Here is a 15,825-nt window from a genome sequence, read left to right on the forward strand (position 1 = left end):
GTTAAGAGATGTGGCGAATGAGGGTCAGTGCCTGACAGCGTGCCTCAGCGGCTCAGTGGCAGCGGATGTCCAAGCCCGCGTCGGCGCTGTCGTTGAGCTCCACGATCACTGTATGGCTGCTGTAGGCCACGTGTTTCGATGGCTGCCGGGCCCACACGGTGAAGCTCGGCCGGCCGGCCTCGACGCCTGCAATGTCTGCCCGATCGTAATAGTCCGTGAGATCACTGACGGACAACTCCGTATTCAGCGTCAACCGAACACGGTAGTCGCAGTGGTTGCCGTTACCGCGAAGCGCGATGGAGCCCTCGGCGCCGCCATCGGCCCCATACGTCTTGGGCGGTCGGGGGTAGCTCTCAAACCGATCGATCAGAGCGTCGAGTTTCGCGTCGTTGACCCACATGGGGACCTTGAAGAGAAGAAACAGCCCGATCACCGGAAGGAGCGCCACCACCAGACAGCCGCGCCCTGCCCTACGCCAGAAAGACCGCCTGGTGGGCGGGTCTTCACTGGAAGTAACAGGAGCGCTCTGCATGGCACCACCCGGAGTCGGCCTATGTCATGGGATAGACATCCTGCAGCTCATGAAGATCACCTGGCAAGGCCACCTCCATCACCATGACCACGGCCCCCGCCGCGTCGTGAACGGTGGCCAGCACCCCGAGAACGGGCTTGGAACTGCCGAGCAGCTCGGCCTCTTCCTTCCGGGGACTGCGCGCCGTCAGCCGCTCGGTGATGTGGTCGAACCGCAGGTGCTTGACCGCCTGCAGGTGCTGGCGGATCCCGTGCCGCAGAGGCTCGGGCTTGTCCAGGTCGGTGCCGAGTGCGATCTCCAACGGGAACCACAGCGTCTCCACCGTGGAGGGCCGGCCATCCTGCTTAGCCACCCGTCGACGAGCGATCACGGGGGTCCGCTCCGCGACGCCCAGGAGACGGGCGATGTGACGAGGAGCCGCAACGCGCTCAACCTCGGTCACACTCTCGGCGCTCTCGGCCTGCTCAGCCACAGCCAGGCCCGGCCGGACGCGATCCGGTGGACTGTCCGGGCGCCCCTTCACGAACGAGCCACGCCCATGCTCCCGCTCAATCCAGCCCTGCATGGCAAGCGTCTGCAACGCTCGAACCACGGTCGTACGGCCCACGGCGAACTCGCGGACAAGCTGCGTCTCGGACGGCAGCATGTCACCCGGGGCGTACTCACCAGCCTCGATCCGCTGCTGAATCGCCTTCATCACCTGGGCATACTTCGGCGGAGCGAAGTCCATGCTCATGTTAACCGCCCGATCACTCTTCCACTTGTCTGCATAAGCACAGTACCGGCTGAGCAGGAGCCTGTCAGGACCTCCACCACCGGGAAGAACGGCTACCTCACCATTCCAGACAGTAGAGCGACCCACATAGCCTGAGCCTCTACGTGGCGCCACGCGTCGCTCTGCGAAACGACAGTTTTCCCCTTGTCGCTGACCGTCCGCTGGATGAAGGCCAGGCCGCCGGCCTCGCAGAATTCGTAAAACGTCACCCGATGCTCATGGCAGGTCCACGCCGTCACGCGAATTCGCTCGAATCGACGCGGACTGCCCCAAGACAGAGACCGGTGCCCGTCTCTCACCGGCGGGAGATGGAAGGCCGTGCAGGGCGTCGCCCATGCGACCGCCCGCGTGCTCACGGCGCGGTCCTCTCGAAGCGCACCGATCCCGCCGGGTCCACGGTCGCGCGGAAGATCACCCGCCGAGACCAGTCGTCGGGGACGGTGCCGAAGTCGTAGACCCGATGCGTGATCCGCCCCCAGACCGTCCCGGGCGACTCCATCCGGCGCAGCTCCGTGCGCAGCGTGTCCATCGCCGTCGCCTGACCTGAGCTGATCCCGCATGGCCCGATCTCGTCGATTCCGCCGGAGGTGACGAACACCTCCCACTCGAACATCTCGACGAGCTGCTCCAAGCCGCCGCAGTAGAGGCAGTCCTCCCGCGCCGAGAGTTCCATGTGCAGGCCCATGGCCACCACACATCCACGACGGGTAACGATCTTCCAGCCGCGCCCGTCGCATTCCGTGCACTTAACTGGTGTTGTCATGCCGGAAAGAATGTCCGGACGAACTTTTCAGCCCTATCCCACGCAGGTATACCGCCGAGAATATAGAGTCTCGATCTACAGCGATGCACCACTTCGGGACTGATGACCGGAGGACGGAATGCACGGGAACGCTTTCGATCCGATCGAGATTCCGCCATGGATCTGGGATCACGATGAAAGCAGCCAAATCCTCAAGAATCGTGACGTGGCGGGTCTTTTCAATCTCGCTGTCAAGTACAACGGGGCGAGCCAGACGCGCATCAGCGCAGCGACCGGAATAGCCCAGGGCCACGTAAGCCTGATCATCCGAGGGCAGCGCCAGGTCACCGACCTGGAGGTCTACGAACGGATCGCCACCGGGCTCGGCCTGCCCGACCACGCCCGCATGCTCTTCGGCCTGGCCCCACTCGACATCGCATCCCCCACCGGAGACCACGGTGACAACCACCAGGAGCAGGCCGACGAACTGACGGCTCGGATCGAAGCCGCCGCCGCCATCGACCCCACCATGGTCATGATCCTCACCACCGACACCAACAACCTGCGTCTCCTGGACCGCCGACTCGGCGGAGTCGCCATCGCCGACAAGATGCGCGCCCAGATCTCCCAGCTAGAACGCGCCCACCGGCACGCCGTACGGCCCGGCATCCGCGCCCAGCTCGCCCACGTCCTCGCCGAGACCTCATCTCTGGCCGGATGGCAGGCCATCAACACCGGCGCCCTGAACGACGCATGGAACCACTACGAACACGCCAAAGCCGCCGCCCGCGAAGCCGACGATCCTGCCGTGCTCGCCTACGTATCCGCCGAACAGGCCTACGTCCTCATGGAACTCGGCCGGCCGGCCGAAGCCACCGAGCTCCTCCAGCACATCCACACCACCCACCGCGAACGCATCCCCGGCCGGCTACGGACATGGCTGTCGGCAGCCGAGGCCGAAGCCGCCGCGATCCTCGGTGACGAGACCACCTGCCGTGCGGCTCTCGACCAGGCTGCCGCGCTTCTGCCGGAGGGAGCGGCCGACGTGAGCATGCCCTATCTCTCCTTGGACGCCCACCACCTCGCCCGCTGGCGCGGCAACTGCCTGGTGCGCTTCGGCGACCCAGGCACCGTCGAAGACCTCCGCTCAGCGTTGGCCGGGATGGACGGCACCTACAACCGCGCCGAATCCGGGGTCCGCTGCGACCTGGGCCACGCCCTTCTTGCCAGAGGAGAACCCGACGCGGCCCAACCTCACATCCAACGCGCCCAGCAACTCGCGACCATGACCGGCTCCCGCCGCCAGCGCCGGCGCATCGAGGAACTCGCCCGAGCGGTTACGCGCTCGCTCCGTTGAGCCGATCCCGCGCCGCATACAGACCGATCAACGTCCCCGACGTCCAGATGTCACCGCGGGCAATCATGTCTGGGATCTCCGACATCGGCACCCACTCGATGAGATCAGCCTCGATCTCCCCGGTCGGACTGCCGACCAGCTCGGCACCACGCACGAGGAACAGGTTGTGTTCGGAGTCGACCATGCCGGCCATCGGCTGATAGGTGATCAGGTGCTCAATCTCCTTGGGCCGATAGCCTGTCTCCTCCTCCACCTCACGAGCGGCCGTCGTCATGGCGTCCTCGCCCGCGTCGATCAGCCCGCCGGGCAGCTCCCAGCCCCACCGGTCGGCGAGGAAGCGGTGTCGCCACATCAGGAGCACCCGGTGCTGGTCATCGACCACCACAGCGATAGCCGCCCGGTCCAGATGCACCACGTGATGCTCGAACCGCTCCCCGTCCGGGATCGCGACGTCAACCAGGCCCAGCCGGATCCAGCGGTTGTCATAGATCAGTCGCTCGCCATGGACGATCCAGCGCGTCTGCTCCTCATTGGTAGCCACACAGCGAAGCTACAGCCCAACATCTCCGACGTACACGGGTAGCAGCAGACAGCGACTATCGAGCACTGCCGAATTGTTCAACACCGCTGCATTCGTATAGGGCACACGAGGAGGTCACCTCGGCATGCCCTCGTCAGACTGCGGGGCGAGGGGAGTGCCGTTGGGGGTGAACTGGTGCTTAGCCAGCAAGTCACGCCGAATCTGTCGGCGACTGGTAAAAGCGGTCAGACAGATGCCTAACAGCCAGCCAATCTTGATCCCCCAGGAACCGGGCTCGCCCATCAGTCTGAAGACGTCCGTCAGTGTGAACGGCAGGAAAACCAGGGATAGCCACGCCCCGAGGAGACGCACGAGGAAGAATCGGCCAAGGACGTCGTCTCGGACCCACCAGCGGTAGCGAAAGGGAAGCCGCTTACCGAACAGGCGGTAGCAGAGCCAGCGCCACAGGGGCGGGTGCTCCCGCAGACGCCAGACCACGCCGGCGCGCACGACGTCCAGCACGGTACGCAGGTCCGGCCGGGTCCTGCCGGGCTCGGCCAGATCGAGAAGGGTGCTCAGGAACTCCTCGCCTCGCGCCTGCATGAAGCGCGGCGGATACGCCACACGCAGCAGCAGGTGGCAGCGATCCGCGTATGCGTCGCTTCGGCGTTCGGCGGTGAGGCACTTGCGGCCGGTCATCGCGTTCCCCATCCCGGCTGCAGGGACAGGCGGTTCCGGGCGGTGGCGGCCAGCCGCGTCAGGCGGGAAGTTTCCTCGGCGAGGACGGTACGGCCATGGCCGGTCAGGTCGTAGTAGCGGCGGTGGCGGCCGGCGACGACCTCTTCCTTGACCACGGACACCAGGCCGTCGCCCGACAGCCGGTCGAGCGCGCCGTACAAGGTGCCCGCGCCAAGCCGTACTCGCTCCTCCGACAGTTCCTGGACGGCTTTGATCACGCCGTAGCCGTGGAGCGGGCCGTCGGCCAAGGCCAACAGGATGAGATAGCTCTGTTCGCGTAGCACCATATGCGATATATATCGTTGAGCGTTATATAGGTCAATGAGTGATCGCATTCGAACTGCTCAGCCTCGTCGAGGAGCAGACAACCGAGCCATCCATGTGTCCGGCCCTCGCCGTCTCTGCTGGCCTCGCCGAACCGGCTCATGCAATCCGGTTCTGTCTCTGATTTGCTCAGGAGCGTCCGGTACTCGGCAGAGTCATGCTCTGAACGAGTTGCCGAATTGTTCTTATGTAGATCAAGGCGGCGGCGCGGCGCGCCGCCGCACGGCCCGCCGCCCGCCCGCCGTCCGGGCATGCGGCCTGGGGGCCGGTCCCGAACGGCGCCGGGACTCAGGGCCGCGCGCCGCACCTCGCGCCCGCCGTACCTATCCAACCCGCCGTACCGGGGCCGCACCACCGCCATGAGATCTCTCGCTCTCTCTCTGACCACCGGGCCCAACCGCTTCGCTGTTCCTTCGGGTGCTTCACATTGGCGCAGGCCGCTCCGCTCTCCGCGGTTGCCACCCCTACGGTCAACTACGCCCGGAACGTTCACGGTCGTGCTTTAGAGCCAGGCGTACGGCGAAGTGGATGACAAGGAACTGAAAAAGAGCGCTAAGCAGCATGAGGAGCACGCTTACGCCTGAGATACCGAAATACATGATCTCTCTCTTATCTCCGCGTGACCAGCCTGTCCGCCCCGGCTTACTGAGTCTGAAAGCCGGGCGTCATGGTTGCCGGGGGTGATTGCCGATGCTGTTTGCGCAGGTGACAGCCTGGGAGTATGAGGTACTCCGACAGAAGCGGGGGGCTGTCTGGCGCGGAGCGAGAGCGGCGGCAGACACTGCGGCTTCAAGCGGCGGACATGTTCTCCGGAGGAATCAAACCACCGCGGGTGGCCCGCCTGCTGGGCGTGACGCGTAAGTCCGCCTGCGAGTGGCATCGGGCCTGGCTCAAGAACGGTAAGGCCGCGCTGGTCTCCAAAGGCGCCGCCGGGACCGGGTGCAAGCTCACCGACGAGCAACTGACCCGGCTGGAGGCATACCTGGACGAGGGCGCGCTCGCGCACGGGTGGAACGATCAACGCTGGACGGCCGCGCGCGTCACGGTGCTGATCGCCGAGAGGCTCCACGTCTCCTACACCGAGCGCGGGGTGGCCTATCTGCTGAAGCGGCTCGGCCGGTCGTTTCAGGTACCGGCGCACCGAGCCGTCCGGCGCGACGATGAACAGGTCGCCGATTGGGAACGGCGGGTGTGGCCGGCTTTAAAAGCACCCGGGCGGCCTGGGACTCCTGGCTCGTCTTCGCCGACGAGTCCGGCCAGGGCCTGAGGCCGCCCAAGGGCAGAACGTGGGCGCGCACCGGCCAGACTCCCATCCTGCCGGTGTCCTGCAGCGGGTCCGGCCGCGTCTCCATCGCCGCGCTGCTGTGTGTCAAGCCCGGTGAGCGGTCCCGGCTGATCTACCGCACGCTCACCTATCACCGTCGCAAGCACGAGCCCAAGGGGTTCAAAGAGGCGGCGTTCCAGGCTCTGCTGAACTCCGCGCACGCTCAGCTGGGCGGCCCGATCTCACTGGTATGGGACAGTCTGCCCGGCCACGTCTCGGCCCGGATGCGCGCCTGGATCACCGAGCAAAGAGACTGGCTGCTGGTCTACCGGTTCCCGCCGTATGCCCCTGACCTCAACCCCGCCGAGGGCATCTGGTCGGCCCTGCGCACCACGTTGTTCAACTTCGCCGTGGATGACATCGACCAGCTCACGACCCTGATCAAGAACAAGCTCAAGTCCATGCAGTACCGGCCTGGTCTCCTGGCTGGATTCATCGCCGAGACCGGCCTCGTCCTATCCACCCCACCTTAGTAACGCCCAGCTTTCAGACTCAGTACGTCGTCCACTGTTGATCCCACGACAGGCGCCTCTTTCAAGCCAGTGATGCGACATCCAAGCCGGTACCGCCCTCACGATCGCCTGATGAGGGTTAATCTCCGCACGGGGTTGGGGGCGATCGAAGGTCCGGGACTTCGTTCCTCAGCCCCGGCCCACCGAGCACCGGTGCGATGAAGAGGCAACTGTTCCGTGCTCGCTGCGTGCCCGTCAGGAGGGGGAGCAGGGGGAATCACGGAGACCTCGCGAGGAGAGCCGCACCCGCCTCGGCCTGGAACACAACAGGTCACCGGGCCGCGTACCGCAATCCTCTAACCCAGTGGCCAGTGACCACGAAAGGTTGTCCGTCCCGTAGGGCGCCCCGCCCTATCCTCGCTATCCCCGTGCTACTGGCTCGCTTCCCCTTCGGATGGGACGACGGCAAATGGGATGATCAGATCGCGTGGAGACGACGCAGTAGCGTCCGTCAAGAGATCTGCGCATCTCCCCACACAGCTCTATCCCCATCGCTCGGGCAGGTCTGATAATCGCTGCCAACCTTGTGGATGCGCGATAGGAGGACAAGTCGGAGACCGCCCTCAACATCAACATCAAGGCGCTTTGCTTGCCCGACTACGAGATCATGGTCGGCAATATTTTTCCCATCCAAGAATGCCATAAATCGTATGCCAATTCCCGACCTCGTCGTATCGGCGGGGCTAATTGTAGCTTGAAGGTGGCGATATTTTCGATCGAGATTGTAGCCTACTTGGAAATCTTCCGAGCAGTCATTGTATCCTAGAATGATGCTGTTTTTATACGTCTTCGCATTTGCCTTACTCTCGCCCGCTTTTGCCTCTCCTTCGACGGACTGTAGATCTGATAAATAAACCGCAGTCGATTTCGATTCGATGGAAGGTTTAATTGTGTTCCCGGGAGCTTCTGATGTGGCCACCGCGTGACTGGAGGTCGACGCGGTGGGGCCTATACTCTGAGGTGAGGTAGGGCTTGGACTCTGAGACGTCGAACTTTGGACCTGAAGCAATCCTGTAGCAAAGGCTCCGGTAGCTGCAATTACTGCCGCGGTTACGGTGGCGATAGCGGTAATGACTGCGGCCTTGGTTGCGGAAGAATCTCGAGCGGTCTCTTGATTTCTCTCTAATGGCATAGGTGCTCCATGTGGCGCGAGGGGCATCTCGTGAGCTATGTACTTTTCCATGGAACGGATCATGCGGGCAACGGTGAGGACGTTGCCGCCCGTCGTTTACGAACATTGCCCTCCGTTCGCCCCTGCCAGAACGGGGATGGAGTCACAGTCACCACGGGGACTCACGGGAACTCTCCGCCCAGCTCACGGCCCGTACGGCCTGTGATCGGATCGATTTGCAAGCAGGATGTCAGAAGTTCGAATCTCCTAAGCTTCACCAGCCAGAACACCTCTCAACGGGTCCTGGTGTGGGGCATCCGGGCCATTGGCCCCGGCTCACCGAGCACCGTATGATCTCGATGTCTCGGCCAAGATGGTGGCCGTGACATAGAAGTCCTGTGGGGCGATCTGCGTTATCACGTCAAGCTGTACTCGCCCCTCCACCAGGGTAATCATGTGAGCCTCGAAGTACCGGTAGCTGAGATCCTGTAGCCAGACCTGTTCGAGGCCGACCGCGATCTCCGCCTCCGAGCGTCCGCTGACGGATACGCAGGTGGCCGCGATCAGACTGTTCGTGGCACCGGTGCGGTGGACCTCCACTTCCCTGATCACAGGGGAGTGCCACAGGTAGCAGTCAAAATCCATCAGCATGCCGCCGAGGTCGGCTCCACTGCTGGGGGACGCCTCGCCCATCAGGCGCTGCTTCGCTGCGAGAAACTCGGAGGACTCCATCGGCACAGCTTGCCACCTCTGCGCCTCTGATGATCGTTAGATAGCGGCCTCAATTCTTAGTTGCAGTTCTAGTTACAATCCAGCGCCGTACAGCCCGGTTCCACGCGGACTGCTGAGCCCTATTGGTCCAGGTGGAACTGATCGGGACGGGCAAGATCAGAGCTGCTAATGCGGGTTTGAGTAGGGGCACTGGAGCCAACCCGCTGCGTGCCTGTCAGGAGGGTAAACAAGGGTTGCGAGGGCGCGAAAGCGCGAGCCGCCGAGGTGCTGGCCCGCATTCTTGCCGGTCATGATGATCAGTCCGCCGCAGAGGGTAGGTGATCAGAAGGGAGGATCGTCGTCGCAATCGGACGAAGCGCGGCGGTGCGGGAGCATTTCTAAGGAACCCGCAAGAGCTTGAAAGATATCCACTGCGCCTTCCAAGACAATGTATGCCCGGCGAAGATCCTCCTCCAGGTGCTGTTCCGAGATCTCTCCGTTATCGCCGTCCCACCCCCCGTCCTCTGGATTTCGAGCATTCTTGAGTAGAGGTGCAAGCTCCCACGGCACGTGGGCACCATTCTGCTGAATCTCGTCCAGTAGTACGATGACCGGCTCCCGCGACGCATACGGGCCGAGCGAGCTGTAGCCGACGTTCACAACGGCGTGGACTAGCTGATTTCGTCGGGCCAACAGCCAGGAAATTTGAGAGCAAGCAGTGGAAAGCTCGTCAGATTGTCCGGCCGCAGAAGCTATATCCCGAACAAGACTCAGCCTGAATCCACCGAGCGTCTTTGAATGATCGTTTCTAAGTTCGATTCCTCCATGAGGGCCGTTTCTCTCGGTGTTCGGCAGGTGGAGTCCTGTTTTCGGGCGTGATGGGGCCGCCGCTGGCGGGTTCTGCGGCTTGTCCGGGTCATGCGGTTCGGGGCGGTCGGTGGCGGTGTCGCCGGTGGCTGGGTAGGCCGTCAAGGTGCTGGCGGGGTGGTGCCTGTGAGATGGGATATCAAGCGGCTCGGGCGAGCGGTGGCGAGCGAAGCGCGTCGAAGAGGTTCATCCAGGCGGGCTGCCAGGGCCAGTGGCCGGGCAGGTGGAGGGTGATATGGCCGCGCCCGTGCCGGGCGAGGCGGGCGGGTACGGCGATGAGGTGGCGGCGCAGAGTGGCTCCACGTGCTCGTGCGCAGCGGGCTCCGGACAGGCAACCGGCGGCGCGGAGCAGGTTGTGGCTGATCGTGGCCAGTGCCAGCCAGGCGGCGTTGGCCGCGAAATTACCGGAGGGCAGGTGAGCCAGCGGCCCGGAGATCAGATCGGCGAAGATCTGCTCGATGATCGCGTGATCACGATGCTGTCCTTCGGCCTGGATCAGCTCATACGGAGTGTCGGTGAACACGGCGTGGTAGCGATAGCACGGGTGGTGGCCGGGGTCGGTCTGCTCACCCAGTCGTTTGACCCGGCGCACGATCAGGCGGGCGGTTACGGCCTGCCCCTTCTTGGAGGTGAACGCGGTGTAGCGGGTCTCGGCGACCTCGGCATCGGAGATCCACTGCCCGGATTCCTCGTCCAAGATGGCGTTGGGGTAGCTGATCGGGGTCCAGGCGCCCTGGGGGATCGCGGCGATCGCCGCCTTGATTTTGGGGTCCATCTTCGCGGTGAAGGAGAACCGGACATCGGCTCGCCGGCAGGCGCCGATGACCTTGGCGCTGTAGTAGGCCGCATCGCCTCGGCAGAGCAGGATGCCGGTGGCTCCGGCCTCCCGGGCCGTATTGATCGACTCGGTCACGAAGGTGTCTGCGCCGCGGGCGGAGTTGGCGGTGCCGCCGCGCAACCGACTGGCGGTGATGACCGGGGCGGCCAGTGGGGTGGACAGGGCCGAGGCGAGCACGTTGAGACCGCGGACCCGCAGGCTCTTGCCTTGAATCTTGGTGTGCCCGAACCCGGCGCCCTGTTTGGTCGGCCCGTAAATCCGTTTTTGCATCGAGTCCAGATCGAGGAACGCCAGCACGTCCACGCCGGGCAGCAGCGGTGTGTGCGCGGCCAGACGGGCCAGCAGGCGGCGGCCGACCTTCCCGATCTGCCGCACGTTGCCCCACGTCAGACAGCGCAGAAACGACCCGAGCGTGGAGGGGGCGCGGATCCCGGCAAACAACTTATCCATCCCGCCGTGGCGCAGCACGTCCAGATCATCGATGCTGTCGGCCCCGGCGATCATCCCGGCCACGATCGAGCCGATTTTCAGCGGGGCATTCACCCCGAGTCGGTCGGCGATGGTCACGTGCTCCTGAGCCAGACCGGCCAGGTCACAGCGCTCGGCCAGGCGCATCACCGGCAGCAGGCCTGCGTAGGCGACCGTGTGCTGGTCATCGAAGATCGCATGGGTGTGGGCGGGAGCGTGAGACAATCGCACTTACGACGTGCCCTCTTGATTCGGCGGCTGGAAGCGTAGAGAACTCCCATCCTGCCAGGTCAGAGGGCATCGTCATGTCTACGGTCCAGCCCTCACCTGATAACGCTCGGTGGATTCAGGCTCAGAGCCTTGCTTGCCGGAAGCTTCTTCAGCTTGGACTCCGGGATGGGAAGCCACTCACCGCGATGTTCTGCGACCAAGTTGATCAGGGTTTGGAGCAGGTCCTCGATCTCGGCGACCTGTGCCATGAATACTCCCCGGAGCTCATGGATCCTCCGGGCTTCTCTGCCTGCTTCAGCACGATCATATAGATCATCGGAGTAGTCGCGCTCCACTTCTGCTTCCCTGAAGTCCTGCACTCCCCGCCAGGACCGGACCGTTAACTCGGGCCACATCATGCCTCCTCGCCAGTCATCATCATCGATGTGTGGTGATCCACGCGATCTATTTTGAATACGACCTGCCAGTCAAGCGGAGCCTGTGTAGCTGGCCGATGGGGCTTGCGTGGAGCATCGAAATGCCGAGCGTGCGGGAGAGTAGTAGAGGCCGTCATCCCTCCGAAGGGCACCACGAAGATCTCCTTCAAGGCATCTTGATCGCCCGTTGCAACTGCGTGAGCATCCGATCTTGGTTACACCCGTAGGTGACATTACGGCTTCGTCGCATTGTCGGCGTTGACCTGCTGGGTTACGTTCGATCGGCGACCTATAGGTTCGAGGAGATCGGCGAGGTGCGAAGTGGCGCGAGGTTCTCGTTCGTCGGGGTCCTATCGCGATTGGGAAGCTGAGCGGCGTAGACAAGAGCGCGCCGCCGAGCAGGCCCGGCAGCAGCGAGAACGGGAACGCAAAGCGAGGGAGCGGGAGGGTCTCCAGGCTGAAGCTGCTGCGCGAGACGCCGAGGCCGCTGATCGCACTCGCCAGCTTGAAGCACGCGTCGAGGAGTTACAGGCGATCCTTCGCTCCTCTCTCCGCCGGGATCCACGAGTTCGTATTGCTTCACTGCGCCGTCGTCTGAGCAATTGTCAAATCCTGTGGATTGCGGGTGATTCACAGAGCTCGAAGCCATTGATCGAGGGCTGCGAAGTCTTCGTCGGCGAGTCCTCGGAATGACTCCACGTGGTGCAGGAGTGCCCGGCCGCTATGGTGCGTGGAGACCCAGTCTCGATCGGCGTCGGTGATCTCGTCGTCGACCCAGGCGAACGGGCGTCCGGCCGCCCAGTTCACCAGGGTCCGGGTCTTCCAGTGGAGCCCGAACCATTGGTCCTCGCGTTCATGCTCGTCGGATGGCTCCGGCCAGTTCACGACTGGCAGGCGTGGCAGCCCGATTCGGGGGGGCTATCTCGGCGTTCGCCTCGTCTTCCCAGGTTGTGGCCCAGACGAGATCGCAGGGCAGCGCCGCCAGTCGACGCCCCACCTCGGAGGGGAGCCGCGCCAAGTGCGAGTCCGGTGTAGTGACCCGCGGTGCGCGTTGCGGGTCCTCGCCGAACGGGAGAAGCGGCCCGTCGATGTCGAGGAAGAGCAGCGGGCGTTCCGTGTGGCCGGTCATGCGGCGGTGTCCTCGTCGCGCTCGACGAGGACACCGCGTTCGAAGCGGGCTCCGGCACGCACGAGAGCGACCAGGTGGGGCGCGTTGACCGAGCGCCAGCGTTGTTGGGCGGACTCGATGAGCTTGAACGTCATTGCCAGGGCCGCCGCGCGGGAACCGGCACCGCGGGTGACCTTGGTGCGCAGCCGGACGGTGGAGAATGTTGACTCAATCGGGTTCGTGGTGCGCAGGTGGATCCAGTGTTCGGCCGGGTAGTCGTAGAACGCCAGCAGCACGTCCGCGTCGTCGACGATCTTCTTGACGGCCTTGGGGAACTTCGCGCCGTACTGCCGCTCGAATGTCTTGATGGCCTTGGTGGCCTGGTCTTTGTCCTCGGCGTTGTAGATGTCTGCGATCGCGGCTTTGGCCGCCGGCTGCGCCGACTTCGGCATGGAATCCAAGACATTCGCAGTTTTGTGCACCCAGCAGCGCTGCTCCTTGGTCTCGGGGAACACCTCGCGCAGCGCCTTCCAGAAGCCCAGCGCCCCATCGCCGACGGCAAGGTGCGGGGCGCGCATCCCGCGCCGGGCGCAGTCACGCAGCAGATTCGCCCACGACTCCGACGACTCCCGATAACCCTCGTCCAGGGCTATCAGCTCCTTGCTGCCGTCAGCTCGGACGCCCACCAGGACCAGCACGCACGCCTTGGCCTGGTCCAACCTGACCTTCAGATGCACGCCGTCGGCCCAGACATAGACGAAGTCGGTCGCCGACAAGTCGCGCTTCTGGAACGCCTTGTGATCGTCGGTCCACTGCGACGTCAGCCTCGACACCGTCGCCGACGACAGCCCAGCGGCCGACCCGAGGAACTGCTCCAGGGCCGGGACGAAGTCGCCGGTGGACAGACCGTGCAGATACAGCAGCGGAAGCACCTCGGAGATCTTCGGGGTCTTGCGCGCCCAGGGTGGCAGGATCGCTGAAGAGAATCGCTTGCGCTCCCCGGTCTCGGCATCTACACGCTTGTCGTTCACCCGCGGTGCCTTGACCTGCACAGGCCCGGCCGAGGTTGCTATCGTCCGCTCGGCGTGGAACCCGTTGCGCACCACCAGACGGCGGCCGTCGGCGTCGCGAGCGTCGGCCAGTTCGGCCAAGTAGGAGTTGACCTCGGCCTCCAGCGCGGCGGCCAACATCCGCCGCGCTCCCTCCCGGACGATCTCATCGATCAAGGAACCATTCGACGTCGCGCCGTCGGCATTGACTACGGTAAGCATGGGCGTGCCCTCCCAGCCGACGCGCCAACGTCGGCCTACTCAGTGACCTTCGAATCGATCACTCGGGAGGGTACGCCCCCGAGCCGATCCACAGGTTCTGAGCATTGCTCATCGTCCGACCCCGTTGACATTATCTCTGACATCGATAAACGCCCCAACCTGCTCGATCTCCATCACAAGGAGTTTGAGGCGTTCATACAGAACCTGTTCGCCAAGATGGGCTTCGACACCAAGCTCTACCAGGCCAGCGGCGATGGCGGTGTCGACTGCGTGGCCTACGACCCACACCCAATCAAGGGCGGCAAGTTTATTGTCCAAGCCAAGCTCTACACCAAAACTGTGGAACCCACCCATGTCCGCGACCTGTATGGCACCGTCCAGCATGAAGGCGCCACCAAAGGGATCATGATCACGACGTCTGGATACGGGCCCGACAGCTACAAATTTGCCAACGGCAAACCTCTCAACCTTATAGATGGTGCAGGGCTACTCTCCCTCTGCCATCAGCACAATATTCCCGCACGCATCCTCAACCGCAGAAAGAAAAAGCCCTAACATTAGCGTGTCCCACGGCTACCGTACTTTCCGCTGGAACGGATCATCTCTGTCTCGCGGTCCACCGTCGGGGGATGCTCGGTAAGCGGCATACCGTCACCGTATCCAGCACTGTGATCGCCGCGTGGGATTCGGTTGAAGATCCTTCCGTCACCTTGCGGTTTAGGAGCTCCAGCGGCACTGTGCAATATGCGTGCAATGATCATGGTACTAAGAGCGCCGCAGGTACGTTACGCCGCAGGTCGGGAGTGATCTCACCGGAGAAAAGGTCACGGGCTGTAAAACCGTCGGCTCAGCCTACGCAGGTTCAAGTCCTGCACCTGCCACATCAGCGTAAAGAGGCCCCTCACCAGCAGAGATGCGGTGAGGGGCCTTCTTCGTTGCTCGCCCGTGAGTCCCCGTGATTCCCCCTGACTGACCCTGGCTTAGGGCACGCTCGGGGCACGTGATCAAGGATTAATCCCCGTGCGGACACGCACTTGTCCCCCTGCCTGATCTTCCCGTCTGCCTCATCCCACCCCGAAGGGGCAGCGGGCCGGCGACGGAGGATCAAGCTCGTCTTCGCGTGTCCCTCGACCTGGTGCCGTTCCTCGGACATCGGATGCCAACGGTCAGGGACGGGCTTGAGTCGGAGGATCCGGTCTGCTGGGCTCGCCTGGGTCGTGGCGGGCGGGACGATCAGGCACCCCTCGGCCACTTACGACTCCGCGGTCTCGTGTTGGTGATCATCTTGGATCCGAGCGTCCCTATCGCAGGCATGGCAGTTTTCAAGAGCGCTGCGTTTCACGTGGCGATAGGGCCTTTGCCCGCCTGGAGGGCGAAGCTGACGCGGCGCGTGTCGATGTTGATATCGACGACCTGGACGACAACCTCGTCACCGAGCTGCAGTACCTGCTCGGGGTCATCGATGTTGTGCGCTGTGAATTCGGAGAGGGGCACCAGTCCCTCCACACCCTCGTGGACGCCGACGAACACCCCGATCGGGGCGACCTTGGTGACGCGTCCAGAAAGGAAACGGCCGAGCTGGGTGCGGGCGAACTGCTGCAACGGGTCTGGTTGCAGGGCCTTCAGCGACAGCGAAACCTGCTCACGCTCCACATCCACCTGCAGAACCGTGACAGTGATCTCCTGCCCCACCCGCACAACCTCGGACGGATGGTCGAAGCGTCTCCAGGACAGGTTAGGGACGCTTACCAGCCCATCCACGCCACCAAGCTCTACGAACGCACCGAAGTCAACGACCGAGGACACGACGCCCTTGCGGACCTGACCATTCTGCAACGCGCAAAGGAAGGCTCGGCGGGCGTCGCTCCTAGCCTTCTCCCCCATGACAACGCCCTTCCCACCCCTGGCACTACGCCGGTGAGCATAGCGCTGGGAAACGATCCATTCCCGGAAGATCCGCCAGGCTCTTCTCATAGCCGA

16 protein-coding genes and 1 pseudogene are annotated in these 15,825 nt (G+C 63.8%); 3 read left to right on the plus strand and 14 right to left on the minus strand.

Annotation, left to right across the window (positions count from 1 at the left end; translation table 11 throughout):
• Nucleotides 1-52 precede the first annotated feature (52 nt).
• The 3 genes from FHR32_RS16870 to FHR32_RS16880 all read right to left on the minus strand — a co-directional run bounded on the left by FHR32_RS16870 (nt 53) and on the right by FHR32_RS16880 (nt 2,070).
• Nucleotides 53-433, minus strand: coding sequence for a hypothetical protein (locus tag FHR32_RS16870; RefSeq protein WP_312882407.1), 381 nt, complete (start codon nt 431-433; stop codon nt 53-55).
• A 118-nt stretch (nt 434-551) separates the two neighbouring features.
• Nucleotides 552-1,268 carry a GntR family transcriptional regulator gene (locus FHR32_RS16875; protein ID WP_184755183.1) on the minus strand — a complete coding sequence of 239 codons (717 nt, stop codon included), beginning with the start codon at nt 1,266-1,268 and terminating at the stop codon, nt 552-554.
• A gap of 391 nt (nt 1,269-1,659) precedes the next feature.
• Entirely contained in the window at nt 1,660-2,070 is a 411-nt protein-coding gene (locus tag FHR32_RS16880; protein WP_246466178.1) for a hypothetical protein, read from the minus strand.
• Between the two features lie 205 nt (nt 2,071-2,275).
• Between FHR32_RS16880 and FHR32_RS16885 the strand changes: the two genes are divergently transcribed.
• Complete coding sequence (locus FHR32_RS16885; RefSeq protein WP_312882408.1) at nt 2,276-3,406, plus strand: NsdA family TPR-like regulatory protein; 1,131 nt, start codon at nt 2,276-2,278, stop codon at nt 3,404-3,406.
• Here the strand turns inward: FHR32_RS16885 and FHR32_RS16890 are convergent.
• The 3 genes from FHR32_RS16890 to FHR32_RS16900 all read right to left on the minus strand — a co-directional run bounded on the left by FHR32_RS16890 (nt 3,387) and on the right by FHR32_RS16900 (nt 4,951).
• A complete protein-coding gene (locus tag FHR32_RS16890; protein WP_184755185.1) occupies nt 3,387-3,947 on the minus strand; it encodes an NUDIX hydrolase in 561 nt (186 codons plus the stop codon). The genes FHR32_RS16885 and FHR32_RS16890 overlap by 20 nt on opposite strands.
• A 114-nt stretch (nt 3,948-4,061) precedes the next feature.
• Nucleotides 4,062-4,625 (minus strand): DUF5313 family protein, encoded by a 564-nt coding sequence (locus tag FHR32_RS16895; RefSeq protein ID WP_184755186.1) that lies wholly within the window; start codon nt 4,623-4,625, stop codon nt 4,062-4,064.
• Entirely contained in the window at nt 4,622-4,951 is a 330-nt protein-coding gene (locus tag FHR32_RS16900; protein ID WP_184755187.1) for a PadR family transcriptional regulator, read from the minus strand. The genes FHR32_RS16895 and FHR32_RS16900 overlap by 4 nt, the downstream gene beginning before the upstream one ends.
• Nucleotides 4,952-5,709: 758 nt before the next feature.
• Between FHR32_RS16900 and FHR32_RS47680 the strand changes: the two genes are divergently transcribed.
• Nucleotides 5,710-6,785, plus strand: a protein-coding gene (locus FHR32_RS47680; protein WP_425584211.1) for an IS630 family transposase whose coding sequence is annotated in 2 segments (ribosomal slippage) — nt 5,710-6,253 and nt 6,253-6,785 — 1,077 coding nt in all. Because the reading frame shifts where the segments join, the coding sequence is not laid out codon by codon here.
• A gap of 490 nt (nt 6,786-7,275) precedes the next feature.
• Here FHR32_RS47680 and FHR32_RS16915 read toward each other — a convergent pair.
• The 7 genes from FHR32_RS16915 to FHR32_RS16945 all read right to left on the minus strand — a co-directional run bounded on the left by FHR32_RS16915 (nt 7,276) and on the right by FHR32_RS16945 (nt 13,845).
• Nucleotides 7,276-7,743 (minus strand): NPCBM/NEW2 domain-containing protein, encoded by a 468-nt coding sequence (locus FHR32_RS16915; protein ID WP_184755190.1) that lies wholly within the window; start codon nt 7,741-7,743, stop codon nt 7,276-7,278.
• 528 nt (nt 7,744-8,271) lie between these two features.
• Entirely contained in the window at nt 8,272-8,667 is a 396-nt protein-coding gene (locus FHR32_RS16920) for a hypothetical protein (protein WP_184755191.1), read from the minus strand.
• Between the two features lie 321 nt (nt 8,668-8,988).
• Complete coding sequence (locus FHR32_RS16925) at nt 8,989-9,306, minus strand: hypothetical protein (protein WP_184755192.1); 318 nt, start codon at nt 9,304-9,306, stop codon at nt 8,989-8,991.
• 346 nt (nt 9,307-9,652) lie between these two features.
• Nucleotides 9,653-11,050 carry an IS1380 family transposase gene (locus tag FHR32_RS16930; RefSeq protein ID WP_184751892.1) on the minus strand — a complete coding sequence of 466 codons (1,398 nt, stop codon included), beginning with the start codon at nt 11,048-11,050 and terminating at the stop codon, nt 9,653-9,655.
• A 92-nt stretch (nt 11,051-11,142) separates the two neighbouring features.
• On the minus strand, nt 11,143-11,385 hold the full coding sequence (locus tag FHR32_RS16935; RefSeq protein ID WP_184755193.1) for a hypothetical protein: 243 nt from the start codon (nt 11,383-11,385) through the stop codon (nt 11,143-11,145).
• A gap of 711 nt (nt 11,386-12,096) precedes the next feature.
• Entirely contained in the window at nt 12,097-12,351 is a 255-nt protein-coding gene (locus FHR32_RS16940; RefSeq protein WP_246466180.1) for a hypothetical protein, read from the minus strand.
• Nucleotides 12,352-12,591: 240 nt separating this feature from the next.
• Entirely contained in the window at nt 12,592-13,845 is a 1,254-nt protein-coding gene (locus FHR32_RS16945) for an IS256 family transposase (protein ID WP_184755194.1), read from the minus strand.
• Nucleotides 13,846-13,887: 42 nt separating this feature from the next.
• Between FHR32_RS16945 and FHR32_RS16950 the strand changes: the two genes are divergently transcribed.
• Nucleotides 13,888-14,400, plus strand: coding sequence for a restriction endonuclease (locus FHR32_RS16950; protein ID WP_221465434.1), 513 nt, complete (start codon nt 13,888-13,890; stop codon nt 14,398-14,400).
• Between the two features lie 810 nt (nt 14,401-15,210).
• On the opposite strand, the pseudogene FHR32_RS16955 reads toward FHR32_RS16950, so the two are convergent.
• Nucleotides 15,211-15,723: pseudogene (locus tag FHR32_RS16955) on the minus strand (S1 RNA-binding domain-containing protein); the annotation flags it as partial.
• Between the last annotated feature and the right edge of the window lie 102 nt (nt 15,724-15,825).

The organism is Streptosporangium album (genome assembly GCF_014203795.1).
Lineage (GTDB): Bacteria > Actinomycetota > Actinomycetes > Streptosporangiales > Streptosporangiaceae > Streptosporangium > Streptosporangium album.